The organism is Microbacterium sp. MPR-TSA4 (assembly GCF_058792815.1).
On the sequence record NZ_JBXAFF010000032.1, the window covers coordinates 17,397 to 31,054 of the forward strand.

Consider the following 13,658-nt stretch of genomic DNA (forward strand, 5'->3'; position numbering starts at 1 on the left):
ACGCCGGGGTCGCGCACAATGGGGCCATGGGTATCTTCCAGAGCCGTCCCGAAGAGCCGACCGAATGGGGCGGTCTGCCCGCCGAGCCGGTCGATGAGCAGCAGCCCGCGGAGGTGCTGCCGCCCCCGGTCGACGATCTCGGTGTCTTCGGTGCCGCCGGCGTCGCATTCTCCGTGCCGGTGGAGGTCCTTGTCCAGGACGAGGAGTCGACGCCAGAGGACTGACGACGCCTCGGCGCGGCTTTCTCGACACCCGACGGCGCGCTGGCTAGCCTCGACCCATGCAGACGACGCTGAGGCATCTGGCCGCATGGATGCCGCAGCAGAGGTGGTACACCCCGACGGGCGGTGAGCCGCGGCTGCGCGTGCTGGCCGAGCGGCGGCTCTGGAGCTCCGCTCCCGACGTCGACGTGCAGCTGCTGATCGTCGGCGACGGAGACGACGCCGACGCGATCGTGTATCAGGTCCCCCTCGTGTGGCGGCCCCGCGCCGGCGAGCCGGAACCGTCCCACACCGTCGGCGTCGACGATGATCGGCTCCTCGTCGACGGCCCCCACGATCCCGCCTTCACGGCGGCGCTGCTCGTCGAGCTGGGGCGCCCCGATCTCGCCGGACCGGCGAGCGTGCTCACGGGCGAGCAGTCGAACACGTCCGTGATCTTCCGGCCCTCCCACGCCGCGCCCGTCATCTGCAAGGTGTTCCGTCGGCTTCATCCGGGCATCAATCCGGACATCGAGCTGCAGTCGGCGCTCGCGGCCGCGGGCTCTGCGCACGTCCCGCCCGTGATCGGTCACCTCGACGGCGAGTGGACGTCGACCGCCCCCGGCGAGCCCGCCGTCCGCGGATCGCTCGCGTTCGCCCAGGAGTTCCTCCCCGATGTCGAGGACGCCTGGCGCGTGGCGCTCGCGGCCGCCGCGGTCAGCGCCGACTTCTCGGCCGAAGCGCGATCGCTGGGACGCGCGACCGCCGATGTCCATCGCGATCTCGCCCACCTGTTTCCGACCCCGCCCGCCGACGCCGATGCGCGGCGCTCGATCGTCGCGGCGTGGCGCCGGCGCCTGTCGATCGCGGTCGCGGAGGTGCCCGCGCTCGGCGCGTTCCACGATGCGGTCGCGCGCATCTACGCGCGCGCCGAGGCCGCGCCCTGGCCGCACCTGCAACGCGTGCACGGCGACTACCACCTCGGCCAGGTCCTGCACTCCCCCACCCGCGGCTGGATGCTCCTCGACTTCGAGGGCGAGCCGATGCGCCCGATCTCCGAACGGCGCGCCCCCGACCTGGCGCTGAGGGACATCGCCGGGATGCTGCGCTCGTTCGACTACGTCGCGGGCTCCCTCCGCCTCCAGCGCGGGCCGCACCAGCTCGACGCCACGGCCGACGCCGCCGCCGACGCGTGGGCGCTCGCCGCCCGCACGAGCTTCCTCACCGGGTACGGCTCCACGTTCGCCGACCCGTCGGGTGCTCTCCTCGACGCGCTCGAGCTCGACAAGGCCGTGTACGAAGCGATCTACGAGGCGCGCCACCGTCCGGCGTGGCTCGCGATACCGCTGGCGGCGGTGGCGCGGCTCGTCACGCGCTGAGCGCGCTCAGCCCTCCACACCGGCCGAAGGCCCGGACGCCGCGTCCGCGCGCGTCGCGGCATCCCACGTCTCCCACCGTCGCATGAGCTCGGCGATGGCGGCCTCGAACCGCGCGGATGCCGCACCCGGCGCCGTATCGCCGAAGTACCGCTGCACCCACCGCGCGAGACGCGCGGCCGCGTCAGGGTCGTCGAGCATCCGCGTGATGCGGTCGTCGACGTCGGCCGCACCGGCGGCATCCAGCCACTCGGCATCCGACAGATACCCGTTCGTATCGACGTCGGCGGCGGGATCGACCGGGCGCGTGATCAGCAGGGGCTTGCTCGTCGCGAGACGGTCGTAGACCATCGCGGAGATGTCGACGACGGCGATGTCGGCGGCGAGGAGCTGCCAGCCCAGCTCTCCCCCGGCGTCGACGACGTGCCGGGCCGTCGGATCGGACGCGTTCGCAGCCGTGATGGCGGCCACGATGCGCGCGTTCGCCGCGCCGTACTCCGGGTCGACGACGCCCGAGCGGGGGTGGGGACGGTAGATGAGACGGTACCGGGGCGACGACAGCAGCGCCGCGACGAGGGCCTCCCCGTGGCTGCGGAGAGAGCCGTAACGGGCCGCCGGACGATCGCCCTCCCAGGTCGGCGCGTAGAGCACCACCGTGCGCTCGTCGGGCGCATACGGCGGCTCACCGACGTAGTGATCGGTCTGGGGACGGCCGACGGCGATCGTGCGCCGATCGACGTCGTAGTCCCACAGCGTCCGTGAGAGGCGATCGCGCGCCGCCTCCCCCGCGACCAGGGCGTAGTCGTACGCCTTGAACTGGTTCGTGGTCATGTACATCTTGTCGGACTCGCCGTGGTTGATGAACACGTGCCAGCGGCGACCGTACCGGAACATCTGGAAGTTCCGCGTGTTCTGGTTGACGTAGAGGACCACCCGGATGTCCTGCTGCGCGATGTAGTGCTCGAGGTCGCGCACCTTCGGGACGAACGCGACGGGCAGGGCGTCGTCGGCCAGGAGTGCCCGCGCACCCGTCGCGTGCCGGCTGAGCACCACGACCGGCCACCGCCCGGCGACGGCGGCCAGCGGCCGATACCACTGACGGATCTGGTACATGTTCACGTCGCCGTCGGCGAAGTACACCGCGATCCGGAAGTGGGCCGGCGGTGCCGGGGGCCGCGCAGCCTGTTCGCGGCGCACCTCCCGCAGTGCCGACCGCCCGTTGGCCACGCGCCGCAGCAGCGAGCGGGCGCGGCGTGCCTCGGAGACGATTCCCATCCCTCCAGCCTACGGCGGCCGCGCCGGTGCGCCCCCGGCATGGGATGATCGTCGGATGCACTCCGTCGCGGCACGCTCCCGGGACGCGCGGGTGCCGTCCCCGGATGCCGGGGTCAGCTTCGTGATGCCTGTGCTCAACGAGCAGGCGTATCTGACCCGCGCCGTCGAGAGCGCGCTCGCCCAGGAGACGGCCGGCCCCAGCGAGGTCATCCTCGCTCTCGGACCGTCCACCGACGCGACCGACGCGATCGCCGCGGAGCTGGCGGCGCGCGACCCGCGGGTACGCCTCATCCGCAACCCGGCCGCCGACATCCCGGTGGGCCTGAACCTCGCCATCCGAGCGGCGCGCTACCCGACGATCGTGCGCGTGGACGCGCACTCGGAGCTCGAACCCGGATACGCGCAGCGCGCGCTGGACACCTTGGCGAGGGTGCGTGCGGCCAACGTCGGCGGAGTCATGCGCGCGGACGGCCGCACCGGCTTCCAGCGTGCCGTCGCCCGCGCGTACAACGCCCGTGTGGGCCTCGGCGGCGGCGCCTACCATTCGGGCGGCCGTGCGGGTCCGGCCGAGTCGGCCTATCTCGGCGTGATCCGGCGCGACGTGCTCGACGAGGTCGGGCTGTTCGACGAGACCATCCGCCGCGGGGAGGACTGGGAGCTCAATCTGCGCATCCGACGCGCCGGCTACCGCGTGTGGTTCGATCCCGAGCTGGCCGTCACGTACTGGCCGCGCGAGCGTTGGACGCGACTGGCGCGGCAGTTCCGCTCGACGGGAACGTGGCGCGGCGAGCTCGTGCGCCGATACGGTCGCCGCAATTCGCTGCGCTTCTTCGCGCCGCCCGCTCTGGTGCTCACCACCGTCGCCGCCCTCATCGTCGGCGTCCTGCAGGCGACGGGCGTCCTCAGCGGCATCCCGGCGCTCGTGGCCTCCGTCGTGTATGCGCCGCTCGCGGCATACGCGCTGGTGGTGGTCGGCTGGGCGCTGAGCCCGGCCGCGGGTCCCGGCATCCGGGAGCGGCTCTGGGGCCTGGTGGTGCTGCCGACCATGCACGTCGCGTGGGGCGTCGGCTTCCTCATCGGTGCCGCTCGCGGCGCGCGCGAGAACATCGACACGTCGCGTCTGGATCGCAACACGCCGCTGCCCTGACACCGCTGAACCGCTACGCCGCTGCCCCGGAACGCCGCTGCCCTCGCGCGACCCGACCCCGCGGCACGCGCCGGCCCGATCAGTCCCGGTCGACGAACCTCTGGTCGAGGATCCGGGCGACGACCCGTTCGGCCGCACGTCCGTCGTCGCGGGCGTTGACGCGGGCGCGCCAGGTCGCATACCGGCTCGCGAACTGCTCCGGCACCGTCTCATCGGCGACCAGGCGCGTCAGCTCCTCCTGGGTCGTCGCCAGAGGCCCGGGCGCGTGGGCCGCGAGATCGAAGTAGAAGCCGCGCAGCCGCCCGCGGTAATGCTCGAGGTCGGGGGTGAAGAAGAAGATCGGCTTGCCGGTGGCGGTGAAATCGAACATCACGGACGAGTAGTCCGTGATGAGCGCATCGGCGATCATCAGCAGCTCGGACGTGTCGGAGTGACCCGTGACGTCGATGACCCGCGGCCCGGGCGCATCGACGGTGAGGTCCACCCCCGGCAGCAGCGTCCGCGAATGACCGCGCACCAGCACCACCGAACCGGTGGCTTCGGCGAACGCCGGCAGGTCCAGGAAGTCGACGATCTGTTCGCGGTCGTCTCGCCACGTGGGTGCGTAGAGGAGCACGTGTTCCTCGGCGCCGATCCCGAGCAGCGACCGGATCTCCTGCTGCCTGCTCCCGGTGCCTGCCGACAGCTCGTCGTTGCGGGGATACCCCTCCACCCAGATCGGACGACGCAGGAACGCGTAGGCCGCGCGCAGCGTTCGCGCGCCGTACTCGTTCTGGGCGAGCAGCACGTCCCAGCGGCGACCCTCGCGCACCACCGCGAGCATCCGCCGCAGGTCGAAGCCCGGTCGGTGCAGGGCGAGGCGCTTGAGGGGCGTGCCGTGCCAGGTCTGCAGCACGCGCTGGCCGGGACGGCGCACATAGCGTCGCCGCAGCCAGTCGTTGACCACGAGCAGACGCGCCGACGCTCGCGCGCGCCACCACTGCGGGCTGCCCTCGACCACGGCCACCGCGCCGTCGGGCACCGCCACCGAGAGGTCGACGACGCTCCAGTAGCGGATCACCCCGGGAGCTGCACGCGCGAGCTCACGGTCGATCGCCCGCGGATTGCACCCGGCGATGCGCCCGTAGAAGCTCTCGAAGAAGACGGCGTTCTCCAGCTCGCCCCCCGGGCGCGTCGCATATCGGCGCTCGAGAGCGGCCTGCGCTTCGGCCGAGTCGTACGCGGCGTCGATCGGCGGACGCACCGTGAGCGTCCCGTCGCGGAGGGCGACACGCATCGTCGAGGTCATGGTGTCGGCGATGGATGCCGCGGCCACCTCGCCGGCGTCGGCGCCGTCGAGGCGAAGGCGGTAGTCGCCGGTCGGCAGCGGCAGCTCGCGCTCGCCGCCGCGCGCCGAACGCAGGGGCAGCGCCGCGGTCCACCCCCCGGTGCCGTCGGCGGCGGGACTCCCGTCCACCCGCGCACGCCGACCGGCGAGCACGGCGGCGTCGGGCAGCTTCCCCTCACCCTGCAGGACGAGCTCGGGGCCCGCCTCGGCGTGGCGGATCGACGCGGTGATCGTCATGATCGCCTCTCTGCGGCGAGCGCCGCCTGAATCGCCCCGAACACGCGGGCGCTGCCGCCACCGTCGGCGACGTCGTGCACGCGCGCGCTCAGCGCGCGGGCCGCCGCCACACGCCGCGCGTGCTCGGCGGGATCGGTGAGGACCGCGCGCGTCTGGGCGATCGCCTCGTCCCAGGTCGTGGCGGGGGCCTCCCCCGACACGTCGCGGAAGGTTCCGTAGAACCCGCGCGTCCGGGCGTAGGCGGCGAGGTCCGGGGTGAGGAAGACCGCGGGCACGGGGACGAGCGCCGCGTCGAAGACGATGGACGAGTAGTCCGTGATCAGCACGTCGATCGCCGGCAGCAGAGGCGTGACCTCGGCGACGAGGTCGGCTCCGAGAAGACGGATGCGCTCCCCGGCGTGACGCGCGTAGGCGCCGGCGCCGTGCGGGTGCGACCGGATCAGGAGCACGGCGTCCGACTCGGTGAGCAGGGCGCGAAGGCGATCCGCCTCGGCGGGCGTCGGGACGGCGGGATCGGGGGCGCCGTCGCGCCAGGTCGGCGCGTAGAGGATCAGCCTCGCCGTCCCGAGCGCACCGGTCGCCTCCGCGACGGCGGTGCGGGCGCGCGCACGCCGCTCGTCGGCGTCGCCGGCGAAGAGCACATCGGTGCGCGGCTCCCCCGTCACGGGCACCCGCGTCGAGGGGAGCCCGAAGGCGGACTCGAGGCGGCCCCGCACGAGCTGGGAGGCGGCCGGCAGCACGCGGATGCGCGACTGCGTGCGGCGGTACGCCGCGGTCACCACCCGTGTGAGGATCCGCTCGACTCGCGCCGGGAGACGGCGGGCGGTCACCTGCATCGTCACGGGTGCGTCCAGTCCCAGACGCTTCAACGGGATGCCGTGCCACAGCTGCACGACCACGCCGCCGGTCGCGGCGTAGCGGTTGACATCGCCGAAGCCGTGGGTGATCACGATGACCCCGGCGCGCGCCGTCACCCAGAACCCGCGCAGCGACCCTTTGCGCGTCCACGGGATGCCGCGTGCCTGCGCCTGCAGGTCGTCGCGGGCGGAACCGGTCAGCCAGACCGCGCGCACGCCCTCGCCGCGCGCGTGCTGCCAGAGCGCCCATGCGCCGTCGCCGACGCCCCACGCGCACCCGAAGACCCACCGGTCGCGCGAGCGCGGGATCAGCAGGGTCGCGAGGCGCCCGCCGACGTACATCGGCACGCGCAGGAGCTTGCGGGCATTGCCGACGCCGAACGAGAAGGACGCCACCCCGCGAGCCTATCGCGGGGTGGCGTCCGAGCCTGAGGGCGTGCTTACGGCTGCAGCTCCCCGAGCGTGACCTCGGCGGAGGCCGTCTTGCCGTTGCGCTCGTACACGATCGTGGCCTTCGAACCCGCCGCGAGCGCGCGCACCTGCGCGGTGAGGTCGGTCGCGTCGGTGATCGGGAACCCGTTGAACGACGTCACCACGTCGCCCTTCTGCAGCCCTGCGTTGGCCGCCGCACCGCCCGAGGTGACCTCCGCGATGTAGGCACCCGCGGTGGTCGCGCCCTCCTGCGTGGCCGCGTCGCGGACACCGGCGCCGAGCAGGCCGTGCGTGGCCTTGCCGTCCTTGATCAGCTCGTCGGTCACGCGCTTGACGATGTTGGAAGGAATCGAGAAGCCGACGCCGATCGAGCCCGACTGGCCGCTCGAGCTGGAGCCTCCCGCCGACGCGATGGCGACGTTGATGCCGATGAGCTTGCCCTCACCGTCGACCAGGGCACCGCCGGAGTTGCCGGGGTTGATCGCGGCATCCGTCTGGATCACCGCGATCGAGATCGAGCTCGTCGCCGTGGTCTGCTGACCCTGGCCGAAGTCGAACTGGAACGGCGAGCCGTTCTCGCCCTGCTGCGGCGTCTGCTCCTGCGTGTCGCCCTCCGGAGCCGCCGACGAGGCGATCTGGATCGAGCGGTTCAGCGCGCTCACGATACCCGTGGTCACGGTGTTGGACAGACCGAGCGGCGCGCCGACCGCGACCGTCTGGTCGCCGACGTTGAGGTTCGACGAGTCGCCGAAATCGATCGGGGTCAGGCCGGATGCATCGGTCAGCTTGATCACCGCGAGATCGTACGTGGGGTCGGTCCCGACGATCGTCGCGGCGTAGACCTTCCCGTCGGAGGTGGTCACCGAGAGCGTGGCGTCGGCGGTCTGGCCGTCGAGGGTCACGACGTGGGTGTTCGTCACGACGTAGCCGTCGGTGGTCAGCACCACACCCGAGCCGGTTCCGCCCGACGAGCCCGACGTCGCCGAGATCGTCACGACGCTCGGGACCACCTTGGCCGCGATGGCGGTCGTCTGGTTCACCGACGAGGTGTTGTTGACCGTGACGGCCGCGGGCGCGCCGCTGATGACCGTCTGCGACTGCGGGAACAGCGACGCGCCGGCAGCGGCGCCGCCGATTCCGGCCGCTCCACCCACGAGGGCGGCGGCGACCATGATGCCGACGATCTTGCCGGCACCGATGCGCGCGGCGGGTGCCGCCGGCTCGGCGGTCGCGGTCGCGCCGTACGGCATGGTCGGCTGCGCACCGAAGGCCGCGCCCGTGTAGGCGGGCGCCCCGTACGGCGACGGCTGCGCCGACGACGGGACGGTCGGCGCGGTGTACGGCGCGTTCGAGGAGTAGCCGGTGGGCGCGACGGCCGGCGCCTGTGCCGCCTGGGTCGCGGGCTGCTCCGGCAGCGGCGGGCGCTGCGGCGCGTCCCCGGCGTTCGCGACGGTCTCGGGGGCGGCCGGGGTCTCCGCGGCGGTGGGGGTCTCGGCGACGGCGGGCGTCTCGGAGCCCTGCGCGGCGGCGTCGTAGCCCTGCGCGGCGGCGTCCTGCGGGTCGGTGTTCGAGGGGGTGTTCTCGCTCATTGGTGCTTCCTTCTTCCCAAGTCCTGATCAGGATGTCGCGCGATTCTGTGTGTTGCTTATGTCCGCACCCCGCTGAGCCTATGCATGTAGCCTGAGCGCGATGCGAGAGATTCCGGGCGCGTGGCGCCGTACCGCACAGGGCGCGGGACTGCTGTCGTCGGACGGTGTCGCGGCGCCGACGATCTTCGCCGAGATGAGCGGCCTCGCCGCACGCACCGGCGCCATCAACCTCGGGCAGGGCTTTCCCGACGAGGACGGGCCGCGTGCCGTCCTCGACGCGGCGCGCGACGCGATCTCGGCCGGGTTCAACCAGTACGCGCCCGGTCGCGGCGTGCCGGCGCTGCTCACCGCGATCGCGGCGCATCAACGGCGCTTCTACGGACGAGAGCTCGATCCCGACCGCGAGATCCTCGTGACGGCCGGGGCGACCGAGGCACTGGCGGCCACTCTGCTCGCCCTCATCGACTCCCCCGACGACGAGGTCGTCGTCTTCGAGCCCTACTACGACTCCTACGCGGCGTGCGTCGCCCTGGCCGGCGCCCGGCTGGTGACGGTGCCGCTGGCGTGGCCGCGGTTCCAGCCGGACCTCGAGCGGCTCGCAGCCGCCGTCACCGACCGCACCCGGATCATCCTCGTCAACGACCCCCACAATCCCACCGGGGCGGTCTTCTCGCCGGAGGTCCGCGCGGAGATCGTGCGCCTGGCCGAACGTCACGACGCCGTCATCGTCACCGACGAGGTCTACGAGCATCTCGTGTTCGACGCCCGGCACGAGCCGATCGCGACGCTGCCCGGCGCTGCGGAACGCACGCTCACGATCTCGTCGGCGGGCAAGACCTTCTCCACCACGGGGTGGAAGATCGGATGGGTGTCGGGGCCCGCGGCGCTGATCGACGCCGTCCTCGCGGTCAAGCAGTTCCTCACGTATGTGAACGGCACACCCTTCCAGCACGCGATCGCCACCGGCCTCGCCCTCCCGGACGACTTCTTCACCGGCATCGCATCGACGCTGCGCAGCAAGCGCGACCTGCTCGCGGCGGGGCTGGATGCCGCCGGCTTCACGGTGTCCGAGCCGGCCGGCTCCTACTTCACCGTCGCCGACGCGGCACCGCTGCTGAGTCCCGGCACCGATGCGGCGCAGTTCTGCCGCGAGCTGCCCGCGCGCGCCGGGGTCGTGGCCATCCCGCTCACGGCCTTCGCGAGCGCGTCGCACCGGGCCGACTATGCCACCCTCGTCCGCTTCGCCGCCTGCAAGCGCACGGAGGTCATCGAGGAGGCGAGCGCCCGGCTCGCGGCGATGGAGCCGTCACCGGGCCGCTGAGCGCGGGCGGTCGAGGCCCTCTCGTGCTCCTCGTGCACGGCGCCGTGTGAGCGTCGTGTCAGCGCGGTGCGACGTCGAAGCGCCGCAGCGCGAGCGCCGGATTGACCCGCCGGATACGCTCGATCGTGCCGACGTCGGCGAAACCGACCGCCACGTCGCTCGCGGTTCCGACGCCCGCGATCTCCACGCCCTGCGGATCCACGACCACCGATGCACCCACCCCCAGCGGCGGCGGGTGGTCGGCACCCGCGACGTACAGCGTGTTCTCGATCGCCCGCGCGTGCAGGAGCGTCCGCCAGTGGTGCTCCTTGAGGGGCCCGCGCACCCACTCGGCCGCCACGAGCACCACGTGGGCGCCCGCATCGGCGAGCACACGCGCCACTTCGGGGAAGCGCAGGTCGTAGCAGGTCATCAGCGCCACGGTCAGCCCGCCCACCTCGAAGGTCTCCGGCGCGCCGATGGCCCCCGGTTCGACCCAGTCCGACTCCCGCTGGCCGAACGCGTCGTACAGGTGCAGCTTGTGGGAGACGGCGAGGATGCCGCCGGCATCGACGGCCACGACCGCGTTGCGCACACGCCCGGCCTCGCCCCGTTCGACCAGGCCGGCCGTGACGACGAGGCCGTGTCGGGCGGCGATCGCCGTGAGCTCGGTCACGAAGGGTCCGTCGAGCGACTCCGCGTTCTCGGCGAGCGAGGCATCGAACGGATCGACGAAGTAGCTCGCGTACTCCGGGAACGCCACGACCGCCGCGCCCCGCGCGGAGGCGGCGGCGGCGAGCTCGTCGATCACGCGCAGGTTGTCGGCCTTGTCGGCGGTGGGCGCGAACTGCGCCACCGCGATGCCCACGGCATCCGCTCTCATTCCCGGCTCCCCTCCGGCGCCGCCGGGCATGCAGCGGGGCACGAACGGGAGGGTGCGGTCACGACCCCATCCTCCCCCGCGGCATGGACCTTCGGCAACGCCCGGTTCGCGTGGCGAGGAGCGCCCCGTGTACACCGGCACTCCGAACCCGTGTTAGGCTATTCCTTGTGCCGCGGGGTGGAGCAGCTCGGTAGCTCGCTGGGCTCATAACCCAGAGGTCGCAGGTTCAAATCCTGTCCCCGCAACCAATATCGCGTGTGTCACGCGGTCACGAAGAAGGCGTCCCCGATCCGGGGGCGCCTTCTTCGTGTGCGCCGACCCGCGGCCGTTCACTCGACGAGCGCGTCGTCCATGTCCTCGAGGAAACGCGCGATCGCACGGAGCTCCTCGTCGCTGTAGCCGTCCATGACGTCGCGCATCTTCGCCATGCGCTGCCCGAGGTGGCGGGAGAACTCGCTGCGCGCGCGCTCGGTGAGCACGACGATGCGCGCCCGTCGATCGGCGGGGTGGGGACGCCGCTCGATGTGCCCCCGCTCGCTCAGCCGGTCGAGCAGCTTCGTCGTGGATGCCGTGGAGATCGCGAGGTGCTTCGCGATCTCGTGGGGCGAGACCCATTCGCCGCGCTGCTCGCGCACGATGAGCATGCGCAGGGCCGCGAGATCGGACCCGTTCATGTCCATGTCGGAACGCAGCACGCCGTGCAGCCGATCCATAGAATCGCTGAAGGAGCGCACGGCGACCAACGCGTCGCGGACGAGTTCGTCGCGCTGCGTCGTCGGGATCCACCGGTCTTTCACGCTGGACACCCCCCTCACTCGAAAGGTAGTATCCCTTAAAATCGCTAGCTAAACTAGCAATAAGGAGAAGATCGTGTCCCCGACAGAATACGTGGTCCTGCTCGACGACAACGGGGACGAGATCGGCACGGCGCCGAAGGCCAGCGTGCACGGCACCGACACGGCTCTGCACCTCGCCTTCTCCTGCCACGTCTACAACTCCCGCGGCGAGACGCTCGTGACCCGCCGCGCCCTCGACAAGCTGACCTGGCCCGGCGTGTGGAGCAACTCCTTCTGCGGGCACCCGCGTCCCGCGGAGCCGGTGATGGATGCCGTGCACCGCCGCGCCGAGCACGAACTGGGTCTGACCCTGCGCGACGTGCGGCTCGCCCTCCCCCTGTTCCGCTACCGCGCGGTCGACGCGAGCGGCATCGTGGAGCACGAGATCTGCCCGGTCTACACGGCACTCGTCGACGACGAGCCGCGGCTCAACCCGCGCGAGGTGGCCGAAGCGCGCTGGGTCGATCCGGCCGAGCTCGCCGTGTCGTTGCGTGCCACCCCCTGGGCGTTCAGCCCCTGGCTCGTCCTGCAAGCCGAGCAGCTCGGCGTCTTCGAGCCCGCGACGGTGCGGAGCGCGTCGTGATCGCGTTGCTCGACGATGACGCGCGCATCAGCGTCGACGCCGCGATCGAGCGCGCCCTGAGCCGGCTGCAACGCCGCGCCGCTCCGCTCGGAGAGGGGGCGAAGGCCCTCACCGCCGCGACCACCGCGGCCGCCGCCGACGGCAAGCGGCTGCGCCCGGCTCTCGTCGTCGCCTCCTACCGCGCCTTCGGCGGAGGTCGCGACGACGACACCACGGCCCTGTGGGACGTCGCGGCCGCGCTCGAGCTGCTGCACACGGCCTTCGTCGTGCACGACGACCTCATCGATCGCGATCTCGAGCGCCGCGGCATCCCCAACGTCGCCGGACGCTTCCGGACCCGAGCCCAGGCGTTCGGTGCCGGGCCCGAGCAGGCCGCCATCGTGGGCGATGCCGCCGCCGTGCTCGCCGGCGACCTGCTGCTGTTCGAGGCCGCCCGCCTCGTCGCCTGCTGCGACGTCGACGAGACCACACGGCACGCCCTGCTGGAGATCATCGACGACGCGATCCTCGTCTCGGCCTCCGGCGAGCTCGCCGATGTCGAGCACGCCGCGCGCGCCGACTACCCCGACACCGATGCCCTTCTCGGGGCGGCGCACGACAAGACCGCCGCCTACTCCTTCGAGGCGCCGCTGCTCGCCGGAGCCATCATGGCGGGAGCACCGGCCGAAGCCCGCTCCCGGCTGTCGCTGGCCGCAGCCGACCTGGGTCTCGCGTTCCAGCTCGTCGACGACCTCATCGGCACGTTCGGGTCCCGCAGCCAGGCCGGGCGCGATCCGGGCGCCGACCTCCGCGAGGCGAAGCGCACGCCCCTCATCGCCCTCGCCCGCGACACGGCGGCCTGGCCCCGGGTCAGCTCCGCGCTGGCCGTTGCGCACACCGGGCCGATCGCCGTGCGGCGCGCCCAGCGCGAGCTCGAGGCGAGCGGGGCACGCGACCACCTGGTCGCCCTCATCGACGACCGGCTGCGCCGCGCGCGGAGCCGATCGGCCTCCCCGGCGCTGCCCCCGGCCGCGGTGACGCTGCTGGCGGAGGTCGCGAACGCGATCGAAGGGCGCATCCCGTGAGCGGCGCCCCCGCGGCCGGCGGCTCCCTGTACGACCGCTGCGCGCAGGAGGCGGCGGCCACGGTCATCGCCGCGTACTCCACGTCGTTCGCGCTCGCCTGCCGCCTGCTCGGTCCCCGCGTGCGCACCCACGTGCGCAGCATCTACGCGCTCGTGCGCGTCGCCGATGAGGTGGTCGACGGCGCCGCCGAGCAGACCGGCCTTCCCGCGCCGACCCAGCGGCTCCTGCTCGACGAGCTCGAGGCCGAGACGCTCGCAGCCGTCGCCCGGGGGTTCAGCACCAACCTGATCGTCCACGCGTTCGCCCTCGCCGCCCGGGAGTGCGGTATCGGACACGACCTGGTGCGACCGTTCTTCGCCTCGATGCGGACGGATCTCACGCGCACGCGGCACGACGACGCCTCGCACGACGAGTACGTCTACGGCTCGGCCGAGGTCGTCGGCCTCATGTGCCTGCAGGTGTTCGTCAACGCGGGGCGGGCGACACCGCTCGCTCCCGACCCCGGCCTCGTCGACGGCGCCCCGCCCCGCGCGCGCTGCAGGGCCAGATCGC

The 13,658-nt window shown here is 72.7% G+C and carries 13 protein-coding genes and 1 tRNA gene; 8 read left to right on the forward strand and 6 right to left on the reverse strand.

Annotated elements, in window-relative coordinates:
- The first annotated feature begins 26 nt into the window (after positions 1–26).
- Both AC1Q49_RS12215 and AC1Q49_RS12220 read left to right on the forward strand, forming a co-directional pair.
- Entirely contained in the window at positions 27–224 is a 198-nt protein-coding gene (locus tag AC1Q49_RS12215; RefSeq protein WP_492492424.1) for a hypothetical protein, read from the forward strand.
- Positions 225–280: 56 nt separating this feature from the next.
- Positions 281–1,579, forward strand: a complete 1,299-nt coding sequence (locus AC1Q49_RS12220; protein WP_492492426.1) for a maltokinase N-terminal cap-like domain-containing protein — start codon at positions 281–283, stop codon at positions 1,577–1,579.
- Between the two features lie 6 nt (positions 1,580–1,585).
- Here AC1Q49_RS12220 and AC1Q49_RS12225 read toward each other — a convergent pair whose 3' ends face one another.
- Positions 1,586–2,851: a CDP-glycerol glycerophosphotransferase family protein gene (locus tag AC1Q49_RS12225; protein WP_492492428.1), complete on the reverse strand. Its 1,266-nt coding sequence runs from the start codon at positions 2,849–2,851 to the stop codon at positions 1,586–1,588.
- Between the two features lie 55 nt (positions 2,852–2,906).
- Here AC1Q49_RS12225 and AC1Q49_RS12230 point away from each other — a divergent pair, with 55 nt between their 5' ends.
- Positions 2,907–3,998: a glycosyltransferase family 2 protein gene (locus AC1Q49_RS12230; protein ID WP_492492430.1), complete on the forward strand. Its 1,092-nt coding sequence runs from the start codon at positions 2,907–2,909 to the stop codon at positions 3,996–3,998.
- Positions 3,999–4,077: 79 nt separating this feature from the next.
- Here the strand turns inward: AC1Q49_RS12230 and AC1Q49_RS12235 are convergent, their stop codons facing one another.
- Genes AC1Q49_RS12235 through AC1Q49_RS12245 form a run of 3 tightly spaced genes read right to left on the reverse strand, consistent with a single transcriptional unit; the run spans position 4,078 to position 8,440 of the window.
- Positions 4,078–5,562: a CDP-glycerol glycerophosphotransferase family protein gene (locus tag AC1Q49_RS12235; protein ID WP_492492432.1), complete on the reverse strand. Its 1,485-nt coding sequence runs from the start codon at positions 5,560–5,562 to the stop codon at positions 4,078–4,080.
- On the reverse strand, positions 5,559–6,815 hold the full coding sequence (locus AC1Q49_RS12240) for a CDP-glycerol glycerophosphotransferase family protein (RefSeq protein ID WP_492492434.1): 1,257 nt from the start codon (positions 6,813–6,815) through the stop codon (positions 5,559–5,561). Before AC1Q49_RS12240 ends, AC1Q49_RS12235 begins: the two co-directional genes overlap by 4 nt.
- Before the next feature lie 44 nt (positions 6,816–6,859).
- Positions 6,860–8,440: a S1C family serine protease gene (locus tag AC1Q49_RS12245; RefSeq protein ID WP_492492436.1), complete on the reverse strand. Its 1,581-nt coding sequence runs from the start codon at positions 8,438–8,440 to the stop codon at positions 6,860–6,862.
- Between the two features lie 100 nt (positions 8,441–8,540).
- Between AC1Q49_RS12245 and AC1Q49_RS12250 the strand changes: the two genes are divergently transcribed.
- Positions 8,541–9,761 carry an aminotransferase class I/II-fold pyridoxal phosphate-dependent enzyme gene (locus AC1Q49_RS12250; protein ID WP_492492438.1) on the forward strand — a complete coding sequence of 407 codons (1,221 nt, stop codon included), beginning with the start codon at positions 8,541–8,543 and terminating at the stop codon, positions 9,759–9,761.
- 58 nt (positions 9,762–9,819) lie between these two features.
- Here the strand turns inward: AC1Q49_RS12250 and AC1Q49_RS12255 are convergent, their stop codons facing one another.
- Positions 9,820–10,623 (reverse strand): carbon-nitrogen hydrolase family protein, encoded by an 804-nt coding sequence (locus AC1Q49_RS12255; RefSeq protein WP_205282731.1) that lies wholly within the window; start codon positions 10,621–10,623, stop codon positions 9,820–9,822.
- A 171-nt stretch (positions 10,624–10,794) separates the two neighbouring features.
- Between AC1Q49_RS12255 and AC1Q49_RS12260 the strand changes: the two genes are divergently transcribed.
- Positions 10,795–10,871: transfer RNA gene (locus tag AC1Q49_RS12260), tRNA-Met, on the forward strand.
- A gap of 81 nt (positions 10,872–10,952) precedes the next feature.
- Here AC1Q49_RS12260 and AC1Q49_RS12265 read toward each other — a convergent pair.
- The gene (locus AC1Q49_RS12265) at positions 10,953–11,429 is read right to left on the reverse strand and encodes a MarR family winged helix-turn-helix transcriptional regulator (RefSeq protein WP_492492440.1); all 477 of its coding nucleotides are present in this window, start codon (positions 11,427–11,429) and stop codon (positions 10,953–10,955) included.
- A 64-nt stretch (positions 11,430–11,493) separates the two neighbouring features.
- Between AC1Q49_RS12265 and idi the strand changes: the two genes are divergently transcribed.
- The 3 genes from idi to AC1Q49_RS12280 all read left to right on the forward strand — a co-directional run.
- Entirely contained in the window at positions 11,494–12,042 is a 549-nt protein-coding gene (gene idi, locus AC1Q49_RS12270) for an isopentenyl-diphosphate Delta-isomerase (protein WP_492492442.1), read from the forward strand.
- Positions 12,039–13,106 carry a polyprenyl synthetase family protein gene (locus AC1Q49_RS12275; protein WP_492492444.1) on the forward strand — a complete coding sequence of 356 codons (1,068 nt, stop codon included), beginning with the start codon at positions 12,039–12,041 and terminating at the stop codon, positions 13,104–13,106. Before idi ends, AC1Q49_RS12275 begins: the two co-directional genes overlap by 4 nt.
- The coding region (locus tag AC1Q49_RS12280; protein WP_492492446.1) for a phytoene/squalene synthase family protein at positions 13,103–13,658 on the forward strand (556 nt) is incomplete at its 3' end. The genes AC1Q49_RS12275 and AC1Q49_RS12280, both read left to right, overlap by 4 nt.

What these genes read in the sequence shown, in the direction of transcription:
- AC1Q49_RS12255 (WP_205282731.1), bottom strand. Translation starts at nt 10,623, where the DNA reads ATGAGAGCGGATGCCGTGGGCATCGCGGTGGCGCAGTTCGCGCCCACC.
- AC1Q49_RS12230 (WP_492492430.1), top strand. Translation starts at nt 2,907, where the DNA reads ATGCACTCCGTCGCGGCACGCTCCCGGGACGCGCGGGTGCCGTCCCCG.
- AC1Q49_RS12215 (WP_492492424.1), top strand. Translation starts at nt 27, where the DNA reads ATGGGTATCTTCCAGAGCCGTCCCGAAGAGCCGACCGAATGGGGCGGT.
- AC1Q49_RS12235 (WP_492492432.1), bottom strand. Translation starts at nt 5,562, where the DNA reads ATGACGATCACCGCGTCGATCCGCCACGCCGAGGCGGGCCCCGAGCTC.
- AC1Q49_RS12220 (WP_492492426.1), top strand. Translation starts at nt 281, where the DNA reads ATGCAGACGACGCTGAGGCATCTGGCCGCATGGATGCCGCAGCAGAGG.
- AC1Q49_RS12245 (WP_492492436.1), bottom strand. Translation starts at nt 8,440, where the DNA reads ATGAGCGAGAACACCCCCTCGAACACCGACCCGCAGGACGCCGCCGCG.
- AC1Q49_RS12250 (WP_492492438.1), top strand. Translation starts at nt 8,541, where the DNA reads ATGCGAGAGATTCCGGGCGCGTGGCGCCGTACCGCACAGGGCGCGGGA.
- AC1Q49_RS12225 (WP_492492428.1), bottom strand. Translation starts at nt 2,851, where the DNA reads ATGGGAATCGTCTCCGAGGCACGCCGCGCCCGCTCGCTGCTGCGGCGC.